Here is a 22,056-nt window from a genome sequence, read left to right as displayed (position 1 = left end):
TCCTTTCACTTGCCCGAATCGAGCGATGCATGTTTCACGCTCCCGGCAGGGGACGCTTCGGTGAGAAGCGCTTTGAGCACGGTGAGGTCATTTTTGAGCTGACGAATTTCCGCGGCCTGGGTTTCAAAAACTTCCAGAGAAGTCTTTAATACCGCAAGCTCTTCTTTCAGGAGGGCGATTTCGTCGGTCTTTTGTCTCATCTCCGCCGTCCGTTTTTCCAGCGCCTGTATTGCAGCCATATTCACGCCGTCGATGGCTACACTGTTGATGCCGAGGGAGTCCGTTCCGCCGAGATGGAAGGCCTGCCAGAAATCCTGCGCCATGGGTCCGATATAGCGGATAGACGCGTCCGTGCCTTTGTAATTCCATTCGGAGACGGGGACGGAGCGCAGCTGTGCAAGAAGGGCTTCTCCATCAATAGCGGTGAAATTTTCCTTTTTATTTCGGTCGCTGACATTGGTCCAGCCGCTGGCATTGGGATTCATGTAGGCACCCGATGCTATAGTCGGATTGGTGTAGAAGCGAATACCTCCGGCAAAACGCGCAACCCATTGGTTCGAAGCAGTATTCGTAAGAAGCGAGGTCGTGCTCCTGTCTCCCATCGCCATTGCACCCAGATAACTGCCGGTACTCACGTAGCTTCCGATAGCTGTGGAGCTTTCGCCGCTGGCGGTTGTGTAGTATCCCATTGCGGTGGAGTAGTTTCCGCTGGCGGTTGTGTTTCTGCCCATCGCGGTGGAGCCATACGCGCTGGCGGTTGTGTAATCCCCCATCGCGGTGGAGTTGGTGCCGCTAGCCGTAGTGTTGCTCCCCATAGCGGTAGACGAGATGCCGCTGGCGGTTGTGTACCTGCCTAGCGCGGTGGAGTAGTCACCGCTCGCGTAGGTGTTATTCCCCATCGCGGTGGAAATAAATCCGCTCGCGTCTGCGAAGCCTCCCATCGCGGTGGATTGGCTGCCTCTCGCGATTGTGCTGTATCCCATCGCGGTGGACGTGTTGGCGCTAGCGGTTGTGCTGGCCCCAATCGCGGTGGAATAATCACCGCTGGCTGTTGTGTTACTCCCCATCGCGGTGGAAGCGCTGCCGCTCGCGGTTGAGGCGAATCCCATCGCGGTGGAGTAGTTCCCACTGGCGGTTATGTTGGATCCCATTGCGTTGGAGATAACACCAATATTCGCATCATCCCATTGGTTTCCATTCACAGTTCCTGCCCGGAATGCCCGCTTCTTCGGATACCACATCATTCGCGAACCGGCTCCGCTTGCAGGTATCGATCCCTGAGAACTTGTTCCGGCAGTCGCGAGAAAGCCGTCTACTCCGGCAATTACCACCGCTCCCGCGTCGGCGGTGATCGTACGACCCGCTCCCGTTCCTCCCATGTCGTATGCCTGGTCGAGCGTGACGCCACCTGCGGAGGGCGTATCCCAGACGATCTTCGTACCGTCGTATCTGAGTATTTCACCCGACGTCGCTCCCGTTGTGCTGATTTTCGAGAGCGTCACGGCTCCTGTGGCGATCTTTGCGGAGGTTATTGCGCTGTTTGCGATTGTGGGATTCGGGTAGTTACCCGTCAGGTCCCCGCCCGCAGGACCGTCCGGCGGCAGCGACGAGAGCATAGTCCATGAGGCGAGCCCATTGGCGTCGGAGGTCAGCAACTTTCCCGCGCCGGGAGAGCCGCCGGTGATTTTCACTTGTCCCGCCACATGCAGCAGCGCGTCTGGATTGAGAATGCCGAGTCCGATTTTCCCGTCCGCCCGCACTGTGAACAATGGTGTGCCCGCGAAGCTTTTGACGGTGAATCCCTGTGTCGTGGTATTGCCGGAGAGTGTCGTTTCGATGTCCTGCGCGTTCGTCACGGCGGTTAAGATGAGCAGCAGAGAGCTGCAGACGATGAAGTGCTTCATAACTTCGACCCTCGCGAGGTTGTGTGGTAGGTGCATTATGGAAATTCTCCTGCAAAGATGCGTACTATTTCAATCAGAATCAACATCGGAGGAGAAAGTAGTATACGTCAGAAGGAAACATTCAGCGAACGATCCTCCGTCCGTACATGCCGATGGAATCGTGGACGAGCGATGGCTTTGAATGAGCTTTGCTCGAATGTGTCGAAAGAGCCGGTATACAATTTCTGAACCATGGAGACTCGGGTAATGTCTGCGGTGCAGGTGAACACTGTGCCTGCATGTATCGATGCGCATGCAGGGTACATTGGAGATTCATAGAGACGCGTCGTTTTTCACTTGCCCGCGTCGAGCGAGGCATGTTTCACACTCATCTCAGTGGTTTTCTCCGTGAGAAGAGTTCTGAGTGTGTCGAATTCGCTCTTGAGCCGGCGTAATTCGGCGGCCTGAGCAGCGTACTGTGCCTGAGATGTTTTAAGCGCTGCGACCTCTTCTTTCAACAATGCAATCTCATCGGACTTTTGCTTTAACTCGGCCGTCTTTTGCTGCAGCTCCGCCGTCTTCTCGTTCATCTCCGCCGTCCGTTTCTCCAGCGCCTGTATTGCAGCCATATTCACGCCGTCGATGGCTACACTGTTGATGCCGAGGGAGTCCGTTCCGCCGAGATGGAAGGCCTGCCAGAAATCCTGCGCCATGGGTCCGATATAGCGGATAGACACGTCCGTGCCTTTGTAATTCCATTCGGAGACGGGGACGGAGCGCAATCGTGCAAGAAGGGCTTCTCCGTCGATAGCTGTGAAATTCTCCTTTTTATTCTTGTCACTGACATTCGTCCAGCCGCTGGCGCTGGCATTCATGTAGGCACCTGTCGTCGTGGTGGGATTGGTGTAGAAACGGATACCTCCGGCAAAACGCGCAACCCATTGGTTCGAAGCAGTATTCGAGAGAAGCGTGGCCGTGCTCCTGTCTCCCATCGCCATTGCACCCAGATATCCGCCGGTACTCACGTAGCTTCCCAAAGCCGTGGAGTTGTCGCCGCTTGCGGTTGTGGAATACCCCATCGCGGTGGAGTATTCGCCGCTCGCGATTGTGCCACTCCCCATCGCAGTGGAGCGCGTGCCGCTGGCGGTTGTGGCGCCTCCCATCGCGGTGGAGCGGTCGCCGCTGGCGGTTGTGGCGCCTCCCACAGCGGTGGAGGAGGTGCCGCTGGCCATTGTGTTGTATCCCATCGCGGTGGAGTTGATTCCAATGTTGGCATCATCCCATTGGCCTCCATCCACGTATCCAGTCCGGAACGCCCGCTTCTTCGGATACCACATCATACGTGCTCCGGCTCCACTTGCCGGTATCGAACCCTGTGATGTGCTTCCGGCGGTCACGAGTAATCCGTCCACCCCTGCAATAACCACGGCACCCGCGTCCGCAGTGATTATGCGACCCGCTCCCGCGCCGCCCTGGTCGTACGCCTGGTCGAGCGTGACCCCAGTTGAAGCAGGAGATGTCCATGACGCAAGGCCATTCGCATCGGAGGTCAGCACCTTGCCCGCGCCGGGTGTGCCGCCAGTGATTATAAGTTGTCCCGCCACATGCAGTGCTGCGGTGGGATTCAGGATGTTGATGCCGATCTTGCCGTCCCCCCGTACGGTGAACAGCGGTGTGCCCGCGAAGCTTTTGACGGTGAATCCCTGTGTCGTGGTGTTGCCGGAGAGTGTCGTTTCGATGTCCTGCGCGTTCGTAACGGCGGTCAGGACAAGCAGCAGGAAGGTGCAGACGATGAAGTTTTTCATAACTTCGACCCTCGCGAGGTTGTGTGGTAGGTGCATAATGGAAAATCTCCTGCAAAGATGCGTACTATTTCAATCAGAGTCAACATCGGAGGAGAAAGTAGTATACGTCAGAAGCAAACATTCAGCGAATGGCCCATCGTGGGTACATGCCAAAGGAATCGTGGACGAGTGATGGTTTTGAATGCGCTTTGCTCGAATGTGTCGAAAGAGCCGGAATACAACCTCTGAACCATGGAGACTCGGGTAATATCTGCGGTGCAGGTGAACGCTGTGCCTGCATGTGTCGATGCACATGGACGGTACATTGGAGATGCGTACACACGCGTCATTTATCACTTGCCCGCGTCGAGCGATGCATGCTTCACACTCATCTCAGTGGTTTTCTCCGTGAGAAGAGTTCTGAGTGTGTCGAATTCGCTCTTGAGCCGGCGTAATTCGGCGGCCTGAGCAGCGTACTGTGCCTGAGCATTTTCAAGTGTGGCGACCTTCTCCTTGAGTGAGGCAATCTCATCCGTTTTTCGCTGCAGCTCCGCAGTCTTCTCGTTCAATTCCGCCGTCCGTTTTTCCAGCGCCTGTATTGCAGCCATATTCACGCCGTCGATGGCCACACTGTTGATGCCGAGCGAGTCCGTTCCGCCGAGATGGAAGGCCTGCCAGAAATCCTGCGCCATGGGTCCGATATAGCGGATAGACGCATCCGTGCCTTTGTAATTCCATTCGGAAACGGGGACGGAACGCAGCCGCGAGAGGAGGTCCTCGCCGTCTACCACTGTGAAATTCTCCTTTTTATTCCGGTCACTGATAAACATCCACCCGCTCGTGTTAGGACTCATATAGGAACCCATCGTCATTGCAGAGTTGGTATAGAAACGAATACCCCCGGCGAATCGCACGATCCATTGGTTTTCAGCGGTGTTCGTCAGAAGGCTGGAAGTACTGTTATCCCCGATCGCCATGGAACCCGCGTAACCACCGGTGCTGGCGTATCTCCCGATCGCAGTAGTGTAATTGCCGCTCGCGGTGACGTAGTTTCCCATCGAGGTCGAGCTGTTGCCGCTGGCGGTGGAGTTGGAACCCATGGCGGTGGAGTAGCTACCGCTTGCGATCGAAGCGGCCCCCATCGCGGTGGAGCTGGATCCACTTGCAGTTGTGTTTTGGCCGGTCGCTATGGAGTAGGTGCCGCTAGCTGTCGCGCCATAACCCATTGCAATGGACGCATGTGCGCTAGCGGTTGTGAGCCATCCCAGTGCCGTGGAGTTCGAACCGCTGGCGGTTGTGCTGTGCCCGAGCGCGCTTGACGCCGTTCCGCTGGCAGTCGTATTTAATCCCGTCGCCATCGAGTAGCCAGCGATGTTCGCGTCATCCCATTGAGTTCCAAGTACCTCGCCTGCCCGAAATGCTCGCTTTTTCGGATACCACATCATGCGCGAACCGGCTCCGCTTGCCGGTATCGAACCTTGCGAGGTGCTTCCGGCAGTCACGAGAAAGCCATCCACACCGGCAATAACCACCGCACCAGCATCGGCGGTAATTGTACGACCCGCTCCCGCTCCTCCCATGTCGTATGCCTGGTCGAGCGTGACGCCGGTAGAAGTCGGCGGAGACCACGCGAGTTTGGTACCGTCGTAGGTGAGCACTTCGCCGGTGGTCGCACCCGCTATGCTGATTTTTGAAAGTGTCACTGCCCCGACGGCGATCTTTGCCGAGGTAATCGCGCTGTTGGCGATGGTGGGATTGGGGTAGCTGCCGGTGAGATCCCCGCCCGCAGGACCGTCCGGAGGCAACGACGAAAGCATAGTCCAAGTGGCGAGCCCGTTGGCGTCGGAGGTGAGCAACTTTCCCGCGCCGGGAGACCCGCCGGTGATTTTCACTTGTCCCGCCACGTGCAGCAGCGCGTCGGGATTGAGAATGCCGAGTCCGATTTTTCCGTCCGCCCGCACCGTGAATAACGGTGTGCCCGCGAAGCTTTTGACGGTGAATCCCTGTGTCGTGGTGTTACCGGAGAGTGTTGTTTCGATGTCCTGTGCGTTCGTAACGGCGGTCAGGACAAGCAGCAGGAAGGTGCAGACGATGAAGTTCTTCATAACTTCGACCCTCGCGAGGTTGTGTGGTAGGTGCAAGATGGATATCGTGGAGCCATAGTACATCATTTTTGCGGAAAAGTCAATTGCGGATTTGGGGATAGGATGATCCATGTCCCAAATATCAGCAGGCTGACCTTCGAGCGGACCAGCATCTCCATTCAAGTATCTTCCATTCAGAAATCACGCTGTCATTGGCGATTCATCATGAAAATCAGTACATTTCGGTGTTAATCGCCCCCGTAGCTCAGGTGGATAGAGCGACGGTTTCCTAAACCGCAGGTCGGGTGTTCGAGTCACCCCGGGGGTACAAATCAAAGCAAACAATACTGCTGCAGTCTCCCTGTATGGTGGGGATTTGATGACGTATACCTGACGGGTGCTTGCTTGGGGGAAGGCGTTTTGCCATCTTGACCTGTGCGCGAAATACGTAGCAGGAGTCCTGTATGTCCGTTGTGCCGTTATTCAGTTTGAACATTCTTCTCTGCTTGTTGCACACCTCTTTCAGCTTCGGTCAAACGGGTGCGCTGTTGTCCGGGACGGCGAAGGGACAACAGACATACTGCGTGGATTTTATGCGCCTGGGTACTCAGGACGATGGTACTCCCGCCGCGTTGGAGCTGGCGATTACGCGCTTGTCCTCGGACGACGGAATGACGGTAGATCTGCTGGCGGTGCTGCATGTCGCGGACACTGCTTTTTTTCGTCGTATCGACAGCGCCGCCGCAGCCTGCGAGGTGGTGCTGTTCGAGATGGTGGCAACAGGCAGTGTACCGGACACCGTGCGCAGGAATGAGGATCTCTTCGAGGACACACCGATGCGTCGCTCCTACAAACACCTCGCCGCGCTGTTGGGGATGATGCGGCAGCAGGAAGGCATCGACTACACGCGTCCGACCTTCGTCCATGCGGATCTGTCGGAACAGGAGATGAATATCCTGCTGCCCGGTTTCACGGATTCCTTGCCGGATTATTCGAACGATAGACGCATGTATGCCTTGCTGGAGAACTTTCCCTCGGGGCTCCCGCAGGAAATGCGACTCTCCCTGCGCAGGGTGTTCGCCGATGGACTGCTGAAGAGGGAAGATTCTGCGGACCTGATGGATAGGGGTGTACCACTTCGCAATCAGAGAGTGCTTGATGTGCTTCGTGAACAGCGCCGTATCGGAAAAATGCACATCGGTATTCTGTACGGGGTAGGACATTTTCCCGATCTTCAGGAGCGGCTGTCGCACGAATTCGGATTGAAGGTCACCGGACGCACCTGGCATGAAGCGTGGAGTGTGCGATAGTGAAGTGTGCGGATGGTGTGGAGAGAGGTGAAAAGAGTGGTGAAGAGTGAAGAGGGAAGAGTGAAGAGCGAAGAGAATGGGAATGAGGGAAGCGGGAGAGGGAAGAGGGTGGTCAGGGGGTGGACGGCTGCGGTGATCTCCTGAACAGATACGTGCCCTGCATTTCCAGCACGGTCGCGTCCTCCTGATTGCGCACAATAAAATCGACTATGACCAATCCGCGGCCGGGATGGCTGGTGGGGCGACTTTCACGCACGGTGAGCCCGGCCCGCAGGGAGTCGCCCGGATGCACCGCCTTTCGGAAGCGCACGTGATTGAATTCCAGCGCCGCCACCACCTGATCGAAACAGCCATGTGCGCGCACAAGGCCGAGCGCCACGGCAAGTATCATGGGACCAGTGACCAGTCGCCGGGAATGCCCGACCTCCCGTGCGCCTTCGTCGTCGAGAAACATGGGTAGATGCAAGTCGGCGAGATCCAGAAAGGCGTCGAGTTCCGTTTCGGTGACGGTGCGCGCGTTCGTCTCGATGTGCAGGCCGGGATGGAAGTCGTCGAAATACATGCTCACAAAGTACTCGTGTTGTGAAAAGCATACAATACGCGCCCCGGCGTTGCACAGCGGCATAGGGTATCAATCCTGCCGGAAGGGGGTGGCGCCCTATGACCGGGAATGCTGCTTGCCGCATGCCTCCCGGGGCGAGTCCGTGGCCACCTGAAGCCACCATGAAAAACGGTTGCATGATGCAGGATATTCATGGTATATTGTTGTCATGATAATCACACGCGACATTTTACTGGAAAGGATTCGGTCGGCGCTCGGTCGCGTACCGGTTACCGTCCTGACCGGAGCGCGGCAATCGGGCAAGACGACGCTGGCACGTGAATTTTTGTCGGAAGAATCAGCGAATTACTTCGATCTCGAAGATCCGGTGAGCCTCATTCGACTGGACGAGGCACGAACCGCACTGGAGCCACTGAGTGGTCTGGTCGTGATAGACGAAGTGCAGCGGCGTCCCGATCTGTTTCCCATCCTGCGCGTGCTGGCGGACAGGAGATCGAAAACTGCCCGCTTCCTGATTCTTGGCAGTGCCTCCGGCGATTTGCTTCGTCAGAGTTCCGAGAGTCTGGCCGGACGGATGGAGCGCGTCGAGATCGGCGGATTCACGCTAAACGAAGCAGGAGTGGACGCGATGACGGCACTCTGGCTTCGCGGCGGATTTCCGCGGTCCTTTCTTGCGAGGAACGAAGGTGAGAGCTTCGCCTGGCGCAAGCAGTTCGTTCAATCACTGCTCGAACGCGATTTGCCGCAGTGGGGCGTGCAGGTACCCGCAATCTCCCTGCTGCGCTTCTGGACCATGCTCGCCCATTACCACGGCCAAATCTGGAAGGCGACAGAACCTGCGAAAGCGCTCGGGGTCAGTCCGTCGACGACACGCCGCTATCTCGACCTGTTGACAGACGCACTCATGGTCCGGCAGCTTCAGCCCTGGCACGCCAACCTGGGTAAACGCCAGGTGAAGTCGCCAAAAATCTACATCCGCGACAGCGGCGTATTGCATCAGCTCCTCGGCATCTCGAATGAAAATGCGCTGTACTCCCATCCCAAGCAGGGTGCTTCGTGGGAAGGCTTCGTAATCGAGCATATACTCGCGACCGAGGCGCACGACGATGCCTGGTTCTGGGCCACGCATCAGGGCGCGGAAATGAATCTGCTGTTACGACGGGGGGACAAACTATTTGGTGTCGAGTGCAAGCGTCGCGACGCGCCGAAACTGACGCCATCGATACGCATCGCCATGGAGGATCTGGGTCTCGAGCGGGTGGCTGTGGTCTACCCGGGATCCAAACGCTATCCCTTGAGCGATCGCGTAGAGGTCGTGCCGCTCGCTACGCTGGCGACGCCGGGCGAGCTGTTTACGGAGGCGGAGGGATAACAGCGCAGTACTGTTTTCGCGACGACTGAACCCGTATTCAGAGTCAGGCGGCCCCTCTGCGTCGCTGCCACAGTGCACGAAGCAAGCGTTCCCGGTTCGTATGGACGCAACACTGCAGTCGCGTAAAATCTGTGATTACTTTAAACGGAAACTGACCTGAACGGAGGCCTTCACGTTTACGGGTTTGCCCCGCTGCTCCGCAGGTTTGAAACGTACCTTTCTGACGGCGTCCATGGCGGCTTCGTCGCAACCAGCGCCTATGCCGCGCAAAACTTCTGTCCGCATCACGATACCTTCCTTGTTGACGTACGCGAGGACGGTAACGGATCCTTCAATACCCGCGCGAACTGCGAAATCGGGGTAGACGAGATGCTTCCTCAGTGTGCTCATCCCGCCGATGATTTCCGGCGCCTCCTCGATGGGATAGAATCTGTCGTCATCGGCATCCTGTTGATCCTGAGTGCGCCTTGAAAGGGGTGTGGAGGCGCCTTGCGCATCGTCGCGGTCGGCGTCCACCTCGGGTGCCGATACCTTACCGACGGCTTCGGCCGGGATGGGTACATGATGCGGCGGGGGCGGCGGCTGCAGCTGTCGGGTTCGCTCAATCACCTGGACACTGATGATTTCGTCGGTTGCAGCGGTTCCTACCGGTGCTCTGTCGAGGGCAAGGAAAAATCCGAATGCGCCGATAATGAGGAATACGACGGCGAGAAGACTACCCTTGATGGAGCGACGGACTTTTGATCGCATACCGGTCCTTCCGATGCTGTTGAAAGTCATCACGACCTCCTTTCATGCCGGGTTGCGTAAAGGGCTACGAATCAGATTTTCCCAATGTACGGCAACGCAGGGAGCATGTCAATCACTCGCTTGCGGCAAGATACCCGGAGCCGTGAGAAGAGAGAACGGTGAATACTACTGTTCCACCCGGTACTGACGCGCGATGCACATTGTCCAAAACTCGCATCCGCTGGTCGTGGACGCGTGCCGCTGATCCTTGATGGTACGAACCCGAACAGCGGCCCAATGCGCTTCATTCATTCTGAATGAGATGACGATATCCGGTGATAACGTCGGTGATCAGAGCACTGTGCGCGTATTCGTATTCCCGCCGCGGTGCCTTGACTTCGATACAGAATAATCCCATATTTCTTCTTCAACACTCATACAGTGCATCAGGCGGAAATCCTTGTGGCCGGCGCATATGCCGGCAGACCGCAGACGATTGCGGCCGATACTCCGATCCAAACAACGTTTCATATTCATCCGGAAGGAAATACTATGTCGATACAGAAAATCATAGCCGTCACCGGCGCCACCGGTGCGCAGGGTGGGGGACTCGTCCGCGCCATTCTCAACGATACGGAGAGTTCGTTCACCGTCCGCGCCATAACGCGCAACGCCGCATCGGACAAAGCGCAGGCATTAAAAGCCATGGGCGCAGAAGTCGTGCAGGCGGATCTCGACGATGTGGAAAGTATCAAGCAGGCATTCAACGGTGCCCATGGTGCCTACTGTGTCACGAATTTCTGGGAGCATTTTTCGCCGGAAAAAGAGCTCGCACAGGCGCAGAACATGGCTGAAGCGGCGAAGGCGGCCGGGGTGTCGCATGTCATCTGGTCCACGCTCGAGGATACGAGAAAGTGGCTGCCGTTGAGTGATAACAGCATGCCCACGCTGATGGAGAAATACAAGGTGCCTCATTTCGATGCGAAAGGCGAGGCGAACGCCGCGTTTCTGGACCGGGGTGTGCCGACCACGCTGCTGCTGACATCATTTTACTGGGAAAATCTCATTTACTTCGGCATGAATCCCACCAAAGGTCCTGACGGCGTACTCGGGCTGACCATGTGCATGGGTGACGCACGGCTGCCCGGCATTGCGGCCGAAGATATTGGAAAGTGCGCCTACGGTATTTTCAAACGGGGTGATGCGTACATCGGCAAGGCGGTGGGCATAGCAGGCGGACATCCCACCGTCGCGGAAATGGCCTCTGAATTGGGGAAAGCCCTCGGGCAGCAGGTGCGCTACAATGCGGTGGAGCCCGAGGTGTACCGCAGCTTCGGTTTCCCGGGTGCGGATGATGTGGGCAACATGTTTCAGTTTAAACGCGATTTCAACGACTATTTCTGCGAGGTCCGCAACATCGAGGAAGCGCGTTCCCTGAATCCCGCGCTGCAGTCCTTCGAGGAATGGGTGATGCTGAACAAGGATCGCATTCCACTTGGCTGAGGCGGTCACCCGTCTACCGATGGCGGATGGATGTGATCCTGCGATTGCGTCCATCCGCTTTCCTTTTCCGGGCGCGCGTGCCTCCGTGCGCCCGGCACGCGGTGTCAGCTTCGTGTCATGCGGGCAGGCGGGCGTGCCGAACACCATTTCCCTCGCGCACGCACCATGTTGCAGCACACGCGCGTGAGACGTCCGATGTATACAGCATTCACCAAACGGTATCATGACGTGCTCGCCTCGGTGTATCTCTTCAACGAGTATCAGGCGTATCGCGGGCTCGAGCGCTTGCTCGCGGCGCTTCGGCTGAAATATCCCGAGGAAAGCGTCTTTATCGCAGCGGTCGAGAAGCACACGCGCGATGAGCGTAAACACTATCTCATGTTCAAACGCTACTTCCAGGCGCTTCAAAGCACACCGCTCGCGGTGGACTCCACCTTCGGGTATATCGATCAGTTCGTGTTGTTCATTTTCCGGACCTCGCTCGATGATCTCGATGTCGCCGAGATCCTGGCGGACGACGCGTTGTTTTTCCGCTTGTGTCGTCTGATCATGATCACGGAATTTCGCGGCATGCGGCAGGTTGACGTGTTGTTGCGGTCGCGCATACTGCGTCGGGATGCACGCCTCGTTCGCATTTTCCGTATTATCGAACGGGATGAACCCTCGCACTGCCTGCCGTATCAGCGCTGGCTGCGACAGCGCGGCAGTCATGCGCCGGGCGTACAGGAACGCCTCACCGATTACTGGATTCACTACTCGCTCGTGCTGGTGAAGCTGCCGTTGTTCTTTCTGCACCCGCGATTGAAGCGACTGTCGCACTTCCCTGATGAAGCTGCATAACGACGTGCATGCAGCGTTCGCAACGGGATGCGGCGCATGGCGGCGAACATCGTCGAAAAGCGGAATATATGCTTCCAACGATCAACATGCTTTCTTCAGGAAACTCCATCGTGAGCACAAACGCGAAACACAATATTCCGCGCTGCCACCGTACCACAACGGAAACGCGGTGTCAAAATCCTGCCGTAATTGAAGGGATTGTCCGGAAGAGTGGAGACGGGTGGCGGATGACGGATGAACGGACAGCCCTTTGCATCCGAACACCGCTTGTCACTATGTTTTCATTCGTAATCCTGACGCCACACAATCATCCGGGTCATCATGTCTCAATCAAAGATCTGTCAGCTTCACATCACTCTCCAGTACAGTGATCCTCCCATTTGGCGGCGCATTCTCGTGCGCGGGGATATGACACTCCGGCAACTGCACGAAGCGCTGCAGATCGTCATGGGATGGCAGAATCAGCATCTGTATCAATTCAGAGCGGGTGAGGATTTTTACGCGGATGCGGCCGCGCCGGACGCCTTTGGTGTGGTGGAAGCATCAACCGTGCGCGTTCATGACCTTCTGCGTCAGACCAGCGACCGCATCACCTACGAATATGATTTCGGCGATGGCTGGCTTCACGACATTGTGCTTGAAAACATTCAGGACCCGGATCCGGATATTCTCTACCCGCGTTGTTCGGATGGTGCGCTCGCTTGCCCGCCGGAGGATGTGGGTGGAATACCGGGATTTTACGCGTTTCTCAAAGCAATCAACGATCCAACGCATGAGGAACACGGATTTTTCCGTGAATGGATCGGCGACAATTTCGACGAAGCATTCTTCGATCCCGACACCGTCAACCGCGACCTCTCACGTTATTCGTTCGACTGATGCACGGGTCCGCCGAAGTTCAGAAGTGCATGCGCAGACCGGCGGACACGGTCAGCGCCCTTGTGAGTCCGTCCACATTCACCTCGCGTTTGAGCAGTGGTACGGCGGTATGCGCGAGCACGGACAGGACGTCGGACAGCGGCAGTGAGGCCTGAGCGGCAAGGTTGAGCTGGAACTGATCGCTGCCGGGGACGTCCAGGAAGATCTCCCCACCTTCGGCGGTCGCATCGAGCACGCTGGAGAGAGAGAGCCGTTTGACGGCCAGAAGCTCGATCCCGACATGCATATCCGAAATATCTGTTGCATACCCGCCCCGCAGCATGATGTCATCACCGCGGCGCAGACGTGTGATCGCGTTGGCGCTGCGTCCGGGGCTGTACTGGTATGCCGCGGCAACGTGCCAGCGGCTGTATGCCAGGCTCAGTCCGAAGAGGAGATCGTTGGTCCCCAAGCCTGGTTGATAGCTTTGCGGTAACGCTTCGGCATTGTCTTCGCCGGTAGCAAGTTTGACCCCGCCTTGCGCATGCAATGCGATGTCGTCAGCGGTCCACAGCTGCTGATCCCAGATCAGCAGCAGATCGCCGATGCCGCTCGCGCTCCCGCGCGGTCCTTCCACCTTCGTCCACGGGAGACGGACTCCGAGGCTTGAGTGTGTCAGGATTTGTATATCTGCTTCGAGCTGCAGCGCATGGAAACGGAGTTCGTCTGTTTTGCCGCTTTGGCCGTAACCGTAGCGAAGCGTCAGCGAGTGCTTTGCGGCATCGGATTCCTGTTCGTGCATGCTTCCGCCGATACTGCATGCGCCGGCATCGGAGCATTGCGCGGAAAGCTCAAGAGGGGAGAGCAGGAGCAGGAAAAGGACTACGAATGCGATGTTCTTCATGAGTGTTCCGCCGGGAAAATGAATGGTACGGGGATAGGCCAGCGCAGTACCGCGGGTGATGAAAGACGAAGATCGTGATGCAAAAGCAACAAGGGAAGAACGTCGTGCGTTCCCGTCGAAACGTCGTGCGTAAAACGGCAGAGTACGCAGATGCATCGGCGTCGACGCAAAAAAAAAGCCGGATGGGATTTTATTTTGCATCTTCGCGCGACGGCATGTATTTTATCTGCCGCATCATCCACCGCGTCCCGATTGCATCCGCAGGCCATCGCCCGTCAGGGCACGGCCTTCCCCTTTGCGGGGAGCATGCGGCGTCCGTGCACCGGCGACAAGAAGGAGCGGAAGCGTTCACGAACCCAGCACGCAGAAATCATCGGAGAGATATGATGAAATACACTCGCATTTTTTCTCTTGTATTGCTCATCGCCATGAGCGCATGTTCGGACGAGACAACCCCTGCGTCGGACCAGGGATTCGTCACCGGCAAGAATCGCTTCACCACGATGGTGGACGGCGATGAACGCGAGTACTACGTCCACGTTCCGACGGGATACGACGGGAGCAGTGCACGACCGGTGGTGTTTATGCTGCACGGCACCAGCGGAGACGGCGAGAAATTCTACAATATTTCCGGATGGAAAGAAGTAGGGGAGAAGGAGAACATTCTGACGGTTTTCCCTTCGTCATGGCGACACTGTATCACCGATGAGGACGGAAGATCCACCACCACGAAGTGGAATATTTACCCCGGGTCCTTCGAGTACTGCGCCGGGGAGATCCCCAGGGATGACGTCAAGTTTCTGCGGCAGATCATCTCCGAGCTCAAGGCCAAATTTACGGTGGACGAAAAACGAATCTATGTCGCCGGTTTTTCCAATGGCGGTCAGATGGCCTTCCGCTGCGCGGTGGAAATGGGCGACGTATTCGCGGCCGCGGTGGAAAATGCCGGTTCCTCGCCGAATGGCGGCAGCTTTACCCCCAGGCGCACCGATATGCCAGTGGTGTTTCAGTTCGGCAATGAGGACGACAGATTTTTCCACGCTCCGGTACCGCTGTCCTCCTTCGAAGCCGGGTTCGCGATTCCGTATTTCCAGAATGTTATTCAGGTGCACACAAGCACCTTTCATTGCTCGACTGCGTACACGATCACCGGTGACACCAACACCGCGATGATTGCGACTTTTCCGGCGAGCGACGTCATGAAGACACACAGCTTCAACATCGTTATGGTAAATGGGCTTGCTCATGCTTATCCCAATGGCACGAACCACTGGATGAAAGGTGCGGAGCGGCACTGGGAATGGATGAAGAAACATACGTTGCCGTAGCGAAGGGGCGAAATCCCGAAGCTGAATGCTGCTTTTATCATCGCTCCCTGCCTAAGACATCGGTGTTCAAGCTTCCGGGGCGTAGGTCGACTTCGTCACCCTAAGTGTGCCCACCAGACCGCCTGGGCGGACACCGCTCCATTTCGCGCATGACATCAGGCGGTATCAGCGACGCTAACCAAGCTCGTCATGCTGATCAGCCTCAGGCTGAACCGCAGTAAAATTTCAAGCTGATGCTCCGACGTCGTCCGGTGGCGTCTCGAAGCATGATTCCGTCCGTAACGCACGAGTAAAGCAGGTCCCGACTCGATGTCATAAGCAGTGTGCCTACCCGTCCGCCTGGGCGGACACCGGTCCATTTCATGCGATGACATGAGATCTCTGTGGTTTCGGCTCGATCCCTGAGCGTGGCTTCGGCTTCGCTCAGCCTCAGCCGAAGGGCAACAACCGGGAAAGGGTCCATGATTACCGAAGTGCCGGTCCCTGAGCGGAGCCGAAGGGGCCGGCCCCTTCGGCTATGATCAGGGGCCGGCTTTCACGGCGATTATCGGTCCTCATTCATCGATGTCATTAACAGGGCCGCCGCTGTATAATCATTCGCGATGCAGAGAAAATGGGGCGGCGTCTCGAAGGGTGATCTGTTTGCATGTCCTGTAGAGTCTCCATGTGCGTTACGGAACGAATCACCCCGCCGTGGCAGACTTGCCGCGGCGGGGTGACGGGGATTGCGTCTCTTATCGTTTTTATACCTTTTGTATCACCTCGCGATTAGTCGTATATTTAGTAGATACACCTGTATCGAATATTTTATAACTGCTTGCATATCAACGAGTTATCTCAATGCGTCTATCGAAGTACTTCATTCCCACACTGAAAGAGGTTCCGGCGGAGGCCGTCATTCCCAGTCATCAGCTCATGCTGCGCGCGGGCATGATTCGGGGACTTTCAGCCGGCATTTACTCGCTGTTGCCGTTGGGCTACCGCGTATGGAAAAAGGTCATGCAGATCATTCGCGAGGAGATGGATGGAATCGGTGGAATGGAATTGCATCTGCCGGCCTTGAATCCAAAGGATATTTGGGAGGAGACGGGACGCGTCGAGGCCTTCGGCGACACGATGTTCCATATCAAGAACCGCGATCTCGTACTCGCACCAACGCATGAAGAAATCATCACGCATATCGCGCAGGCATTCGTGCATTCCTATCGCGACATGCCGCAGATCTGGTATCAGATACAGACGAAATTCCGCAACGAACCGCGCCCCAAATCCGGCGTGATTCGCAGTCGCCAATTCCTCATGAAGGATGCGTATTCCCTGGATAATTCCTGGGAGGGACTTGACGCGAGCTATCAGAAGCATTACGAGGCGTATTGCCGCATTTACTCGCGTTGCGGACTGCAGTTCTTTGTCGTCGGCGCCTCCAGCGGCGCGATGGGCGGCAGTGGTTCGCAGGAATTCATGGTGGAATCCGACGCCGGCGAGGATTTATGCGCCTTCAACCTCGAGAGCGGCTATGCGGCGAATATCGAAGTCGCGAGTTCGGCTATTCCGTCCGTCGAGCGTATTGCGGACAATCCCACAGCGGAAAAATTTGCCACACCGACGGCCAAATCCATAGACGATTTGGTGGAGCAATATGGAATACCCGAGCAACGCTGCGCAAAGTCACTCGTGTATTTCGCGGACGAACAGCCGTATCTGATTTTCATGTGCGGCAACGATCAGCTCAACGAGGCGAAGCTGCAGACAGCGCTGAAGGCCAATACCATTCGGCCGGCGCATGACGAAGAACTCGCCGCGTTGACCGGCGCGGACAGCGGATCCATCGGTCCGATCAACCTGAAGTCCACGATTCCGCAAATCGCGGATCTCCGCATCGCCCACGCGAATGGGATGGTGAGCGGGGCCAATGAAAACGGCTTCCATTACCGCAATATCGATCTCGACCGCGACGCGAACATCACCGCGTATCATGATCTCCGCACCGTGCTCGAGGGCGAGCCGGATCCGTTGAAGGGATTGCCGCTCAGTGTGAAAAAAGCGATCGAGGTCGGACATATTTTCAAACTCGGCACCAAGTATAGCGAAGCGCTCAAGGCCACCTTCCTCGATGACAAGGGGCAGGAGCATCCCATTATCATGGGCAGCTACGGCATCGGTGTCGAACGCATCGTGGCCTGTCATATCGAACAGCGTCATGACAAGGACGGCATATGCTGGCATCCTTCCATCGCACCATTTCACATTCATCTCACCGGCGTGAAAATGGAGAGCGAACTCGTGCGCGACAATGCCGAGTCCCTGCATGACGCACTCGAGGCGGCGGGTTTCGAGGTGCTGTTCGATGATCGTACCGGTGTGAGTCCCGGCTTCAAGTTCAAAGACGCCGATTTGCTGGGTATGCCTCTGAATGTGATTGTCGGAGAAAAACATCTCGCCGAAGGCAATGTGGAAATCAAGGTCCGCAACACCGGCGAGCGCAGCATCGTACCGGTGTCCGACGCTGTGCGCGTCTGCAAGGAGTTGCTCGCGTCGCTGAGCGTGTAACGCGTCGCCGCGGTGTCGCTGTTGACTGCCTGGGACGTCCCCTCCGGGTCAAGCGTCGAAGGGGCGGACCTCACAGTCGGAAACGATTTTCAGAAATCCGCTGTTGAGCTTACTTGAGTCAGAATATCCGCATCTATTTCATCACCGAAGGAGAATCACATGCTGAGCACAAAGATGATCGACAAGCTCAACGAGCAGGTCACCATCGAATTCGAGTCTTCGAATCTGTATCTTCAAATGGCCGCCTGGTGCGAGTGGAAGGGCTTTGACGGCACGGCTGCCTTCCTCAAGACGCATTCCGAGGAAGAGCGCATGCACATGATGAAGCTGTTCAACTATCTCGGTGAAACCGGGAATCTGGCCATCATCAGCGCGATGGAGAAGCCGCGCAGCGAGTACGAGTCGCTGCAGGAAATGTTCAGCCTCATTCTCAATCACGAGAAATTCGTCACCAGCAAGATCAACGAGCTTGTTGCGCTGGCATATGAAGAGAAGGATTATTCGTCGCTGAATTTCCTGCAGTGGTATGTCGGCGAGCAGCACGAGGAAGAAAATCTCTTCACTTCCATTCTCGACAAGATCAATCTCATTGCCTACGATGGCAGGGGATTGTACCTCATTGACCGTGATCTCGGGAAAATGGCCACCGCGCCGGAAGCGTGATTATCACATCGGTACGATCAAACGCAGGGCGCGGGTAACCGCGCCCTGTGTGCGTTTGCGGGAGAGAGAGGAGAGCGTTCTTCCATTGAAATCATCGTACCACCGTCATCATGCGTACGAGACGCCGTCCGGGGAGTTCGAGCGCATAGAGGTAGCTGCCGGTGGCCAGCTTTCTGCCGTCCACGGTGATGCTGTGGGATCCGGCACGTCGGTGCTCGTTAAGCAGAACCATCAATTCAACACCGAGCAGATTGTACAGACGGATGCTCACGAGCGCATCTTCGGGAATAGAGAAGCGAATCACTGTGCCGGGATTGAAGGGATTCGGGTAATTCTGTTCAAGCATGAAACCCCGGCCGCGGGAGTTCACGCTGTCGTTCATTGCCGTGAGATCGGTCGGATTGGGATGTGGGTTGAAGGATGTTTCCCGCAGGGAAGCACCCGTCCGCTGAACGTTATGCGATAGACAGGCAACCGCGTTTGTGCCTTGCAGCATCGCGACGAGCGGTAGCGGAACGGGTGAGTCACTCAAGTGTTGCGCACAGCTCGGGGACGGGCGGAGCGCGGTGATGGCGACGACACAGATCAATACCATGGCGGATTTCATGACAGGGACTCCTGCGCAAACAATGCATACCAATTCCTTTTCTTGACGGGACGCAGCACCGTACAAATGGTGATGTGACCCGCGGTTGACACAGGGAGCCAGGGAGCGACACGTTTGAGAATTATGACAATAGTAATTACGCAAACCTGGGAGAGCAGAGAAATAGGTGGTAGCACCTATTTTTATGGGTGGTACTACCTAGATCAGCCCGAGAACGTACGAGCGTTTTCCAGCCGGACCGGCTTGACGACCTCGCCTGCGACCAGTCTCATACACGACTAGTGGGGCAGGAAAAAAAGTGGAATTGCATTTTGGGTTGATTTCGTACAACGGGGAAACTATTTTGTGCCAGTCTGCCGGACCATCTGTATCGTACACGCATTCCCGAGAGCCGAGGTGCTATCACCTCTACGCATACCTGTGCGGATGAGCTAACATGCGTGGTCGGATCCGAGATGGATTTTCTTCAGTTCCTGTCTGAAAGGACGGTATCATGATACGCTTCGTAACTGTCGGCATTGCACTCGCGATTCTGTTTCCCGATTTCTCCGGCGGGTACTTCCTCTTCGCTCAGGATTCCCGCCTTCGATCCACGACATTGCAACAGCCGACGATCAAACCACGCATTTACACCATACAGGACGACGCGTTGCGCCGTCTGATGCGGGACCGTGTTACGGATTCGATGAAGGCCATCGAGACGCAGAAACCTGCGGGTACCGGCGACAGCGGTTCGCCGGAGGAGCAGACGGAGCAGGGTTCGATATCCGGAGGGGAAATCCAGGGGAAAAAGACCATGCCGACATTGCATAACATCTCGATTCGGAGAGTTACTTCCGGTGTGCGCACTCTGGACCCCGGCAACAAACCCGAAAACATCCGGCGGTATAAAGACTGGCAGCAATTGAATGAAAGCTACGCAGTGTCCGTGGCGGGACTGACGAATATCGTTCCGATTTTCAAGGTTTCGCCACTGCGATATGATCCGGTCGTGCAGGCGTTTCAAAGCGTCGTCCGTTTTGCGTTGTTCGATCCCACCCGATGGAAAGCGACAGCTCTTCCCGAACCGATGCGATTCTTTTTTTCATCCCCGGGAATAGACGGGATAGCACCGGAGGAAATCGCGTTTGACAGCACCAACGGCGAAGCCCGGGTGTTGCTCCTTACCGAGGCGAGTCCGCTTCCGCCGATGCAATTCGAGATGTACACCTACGCACAACCCGAGGGAGTGCCCATCGGGGTGGCTATTGAACCCGTGCTCTTGTTCGCATCGCGTTCCCGCATCCTGCAGGGGTGGGGATTGGAGAGCGTGCCCATTACGGTGTTGTTGCGCGGTGCCGACAGCACGGAGCGGGTGAGCATCAATTTCACCGCGGACAAGGGATCGCTGTCGCCCGCCACGTTGCAGCTCCGCGGTGGGGATTTCGCTACGGTGCGCTTGCGTTCGCGTGGAACCGGTGAAGCCACGGTGGAAGTGAGTTCGCCCCGCTACAGTACGCAGAGCATGAGCATGATGTACGTTTTTCCCTGGATGTTTTTCATTTCCGCGCTGCTCGGAGGGTTACTGGGCAGTCTGGTCATCTGGCTGCTCCGGAGGAATGAGGAATCCACCACGCAAGCCGCGAAATCCATCGCCGGTTGGTCGCTGTTCGGCCTCATCGCCGCCGTCCTGTACCTGACGCTTGGCGTCAATCTCATCGGCATAGAACTCGATGACGTTGATTATTTCAATGAGATTCTGGTTTTCGGCATAGCCGCATTGGCACCGATCGCACGCGGGATGCTTCAGAAGCAGGAAAAAGCGGCGCCACAGGGCTGAGCTTCGCGACCAAGCGCAACTTCGCGGGCCCGGGTACGTTATCCGGGCCTTTCGCGTTTTGTTCACCGGCCGCCTTCCGGAAGATTTCGCAGGATTTTTCGCGGAAAGGTGAAATTTTCACATGCAGGCATTTTTCTCTTGACATCGTCGCAGCGCTTGCGTACATTAGGTTAGACAAAAAGCTAACCATGTGTGCCGTCATGTATCAGGAAACACTTTTTACCGAATTGGAGACGCGCATGCTTCCGCCGAGAAGCATTTGGAAGTTGCGTCAACGGGGCATTTACCTTGGCACCAGCGGGTATTCCTACGATGACTGGGTTGGGCCGTTCTACCGACACGATGTGAAAAAGCCGCGAATGCTGGAGTATTATCAGCATTTTTTCCCGGTTTCGGAGCTGAACTACACGTATTACACCATGCCGCGTCCCAGCACACTGTTTCAAATACGGAACAAGGCGCCGAACATGCGTTTCAGCGTCAAGGCTCATCAGAGTTTGACGCATGAGCGTCGTTCCGTGCAGCAGAGCTGGCAGGAATTCGCCGATGCCATGATGGTGCTGTCGGACACCGATCAGCTCAGTTGCCTGCTCTTTCAGTTTCCGTACAGCTTCAGGTGTACGCAGGACAACATGTCCTACCTGGATGAAATTGTTGAGTACTTCAACACATTTCATGTTGTACTCGAACTCAGGCACTCAAGTTGGTACAATGAAATGACTTATGCTTACGCAAGGAAGCGTGGAATAACATTATGTTCGGTAGATGCCCCGAAACTCCCGGGGCTGACCAGCGATGCACTCGTTGCGGGGCGGGATTTCTCGTACTACCGTTTGCATGGCCGGAATGCGCAGAACTGGTTCGACGGCGACAACGTCACACGTTACGATTACCGTTACACCCCGGATGAAATCCTTCAGATAGTCAACAACATTCTTACTTTGTTAGAAGCGTCAGGTAGCGTCTATGTTTTCGCAAATAATCATCCCCGTGCTCAGGCGATTGAAACAGTTTCCACCATCGCTCAGGCACTTGATATACATCCTTCGCTGGAGAAGTTTTGACAATCGCCGAGGATTGCGCCTAAGAAGCGGTTGAAGTCCGCGGTGTGCCTCTCTCCCCCCGATGAATCGTGGGGGGGGGGGTAGAAGAGCGTTTGGCCCTCCGGTGGTAACGCTACTCGAAAATTGACCCCCTCTGATAACCGAAAACTGACCCCCCTGGTCATTGAAGAAATACAGGTTATTCTGGTTTTCCGTA

General features: G+C 56.3%; 17 protein-coding genes and 1 tRNA gene. 11 read left to right on the top strand and 7 right to left on the bottom strand.

Going from position 1 to position 22,056, the window contains the following annotated elements; genetic code table 11:
• Positions 1–5: 5 nt before the first annotated feature.
• The 3 genes from M5R41_05490 to M5R41_05480 form a co-directional block, all read right to left on the bottom strand.
• Positions 6–1,904, bottom strand: coding sequence for a tail fiber domain-containing protein (locus M5R41_05490; GenBank protein ID MCZ7555838.1), 1,899 nt, complete (start codon positions 1,902–1,904; stop codon positions 6–8).
• 332 nt (positions 1,905–2,236) lie between these two features.
• Positions 2,237–3,688, bottom strand: coding sequence for a tail fiber domain-containing protein (locus M5R41_05485; GenBank protein MCZ7555837.1), 1,452 nt, complete (start codon positions 3,686–3,688; stop codon positions 2,237–2,239).
• Positions 3,689–4,020: 332 nt separating this feature from the next.
• Positions 4,021–5,772: a tail fiber domain-containing protein gene (locus M5R41_05480; protein ID MCZ7555836.1), complete on the bottom strand. Its 1,752-nt coding sequence runs from the start codon at positions 5,770–5,772 to the stop codon at positions 4,021–4,023.
• A 233-nt stretch (positions 5,773–6,005) separates the two neighbouring features.
• On the opposite strand from M5R41_05480, the gene M5R41_05475 reads away from it, so the two are divergent.
• Positions 6,006–6,079 (top strand) — tRNA-Arg (locus tag M5R41_05475).
• A 136-nt stretch (positions 6,080–6,215) separates the two neighbouring features.
• Positions 6,216–7,061, top strand: coding sequence for a hypothetical protein (locus M5R41_05470; protein MCZ7555835.1), 846 nt, complete (start codon positions 6,216–6,218; stop codon positions 7,059–7,061).
• A gap of 112 nt (positions 7,062–7,173) precedes the next feature.
• Here M5R41_05470 and M5R41_05465 read toward each other — a convergent pair whose 3' ends face one another.
• Positions 7,174–7,623: a MaoC/PaaZ C-terminal domain-containing protein gene (locus M5R41_05465; GenBank protein ID MCZ7555834.1), complete on the bottom strand. Its 450-nt coding sequence runs from the start codon at positions 7,621–7,623 to the stop codon at positions 7,174–7,176.
• A 208-nt stretch (positions 7,624–7,831) separates the two neighbouring features.
• On the opposite strand from M5R41_05465, the gene M5R41_05460 reads away from it, so the two are divergent.
• Positions 7,832–8,995, top strand: a complete 1,164-nt coding sequence (locus tag M5R41_05460) for an ATP-binding protein (protein MCZ7555833.1) — start codon at positions 7,832–7,834, stop codon at positions 8,993–8,995.
• Between the two features lie 135 nt (positions 8,996–9,130).
• Here M5R41_05460 and M5R41_05455 read toward each other — a convergent pair whose 3' ends face one another.
• Entirely contained in the window at positions 9,131–9,775 is a 645-nt protein-coding gene (locus tag M5R41_05455) for an energy transducer TonB (GenBank protein ID MCZ7555832.1), read from the bottom strand.
• A 501-nt stretch (positions 9,776–10,276) separates the two neighbouring features.
• Here M5R41_05455 and M5R41_05450 point away from each other — a divergent pair.
• The 3 genes from M5R41_05450 (at position 10,277) to M5R41_05440 (ending at position 12,946) form a co-directional block, all read left to right on the top strand.
• A complete protein-coding gene (locus tag M5R41_05450; GenBank protein ID MCZ7555831.1) occupies positions 10,277–11,227 on the top strand; it encodes an NmrA/HSCARG family protein in 951 nt (316 codons plus the stop codon).
• A gap of 195 nt (positions 11,228–11,422) precedes the next feature.
• Positions 11,423–12,067, top strand: a complete 645-nt coding sequence (locus tag M5R41_05445; protein MCZ7555830.1) for a ferritin-like domain-containing protein — start codon at positions 11,423–11,425, stop codon at positions 12,065–12,067.
• A gap of 321 nt (positions 12,068–12,388) precedes the next feature.
• On the top strand, positions 12,389–12,946 hold the full coding sequence (locus M5R41_05440) for a plasmid pRiA4b ORF-3 family protein (protein ID MCZ7555829.1): 558 nt from the start codon (positions 12,389–12,391) through the stop codon (positions 12,944–12,946).
• A 19-nt stretch (positions 12,947–12,965) separates the two neighbouring features.
• Here M5R41_05440 and M5R41_05435 read toward each other — a convergent pair whose 3' ends face one another.
• Entirely contained in the window at positions 12,966–13,829 is an 864-nt protein-coding gene (locus M5R41_05435) for a hypothetical protein (GenBank protein MCZ7555828.1), read from the bottom strand.
• 386 nt (positions 13,830–14,215) lie between these two features.
• Here M5R41_05435 and M5R41_05430 point away from each other — a divergent pair, with 386 nt between their 5' ends.
• From M5R41_05430 to ftnA, 3 genes are all read left to right on the top strand, one after another.
• Positions 14,216–15,157, top strand: a complete 942-nt coding sequence (locus M5R41_05430) for a prolyl oligopeptidase family serine peptidase (GenBank protein MCZ7555827.1) — start codon at positions 14,216–14,218, stop codon at positions 15,155–15,157.
• 840 nt (positions 15,158–15,997) lie between these two features.
• Positions 15,998–17,707 carry a proline--tRNA ligase gene (locus M5R41_05425; GenBank protein MCZ7555826.1) on the top strand — a complete coding sequence of 570 codons (1,710 nt, stop codon included), beginning with the start codon at positions 15,998–16,000 and terminating at the stop codon, positions 17,705–17,707.
• A 159-nt stretch (positions 17,708–17,866) separates the two neighbouring features.
• The gene (gene ftnA, locus M5R41_05420) at positions 17,867–18,370 is read left to right on the top strand and encodes a non-heme ferritin (protein MCZ7555825.1); all 504 of its coding nucleotides are present in this window, start codon (positions 17,867–17,869) and stop codon (positions 18,368–18,370) included.
• 91 nt (positions 18,371–18,461) lie between these two features.
• Here ftnA and M5R41_05415 read toward each other — a convergent pair whose 3' ends face one another.
• Positions 18,462–18,977, bottom strand: coding sequence for a T9SS type A sorting domain-containing protein (locus M5R41_05415; protein ID MCZ7555824.1), 516 nt, complete (start codon positions 18,975–18,977; stop codon positions 18,462–18,464).
• A 493-nt stretch (positions 18,978–19,470) separates the two neighbouring features.
• On the opposite strand from M5R41_05415, the gene M5R41_05410 reads away from it, so the two are divergent.
• Both M5R41_05410 and M5R41_05405 read left to right on the top strand, forming a co-directional pair.
• Entirely contained in the window at positions 19,471–20,796 is a 1,326-nt protein-coding gene (locus M5R41_05410) for a hypothetical protein (protein ID MCZ7555823.1), read from the top strand.
• Between the two features lie 200 nt (positions 20,797–20,996).
• Positions 20,997–21,860, top strand: a complete 864-nt coding sequence (locus tag M5R41_05405) for a DUF72 domain-containing protein (GenBank protein MCZ7555822.1) — start codon at positions 20,997–20,999, stop codon at positions 21,858–21,860.
• Positions 21,861–22,056: the final 196 nt, after the last annotated feature.

Source organism: Bacteroidia bacterium (genome assembly GCA_027493955.1).
In the GTDB taxonomy this organism is placed as follows: Bacteria; Bacteroidota; Ignavibacteria; order SZUA-365; family SZUA-365; genus JAOSJT01.
This window is presented reverse-complemented; position numbering and strand designations above follow the sequence as displayed.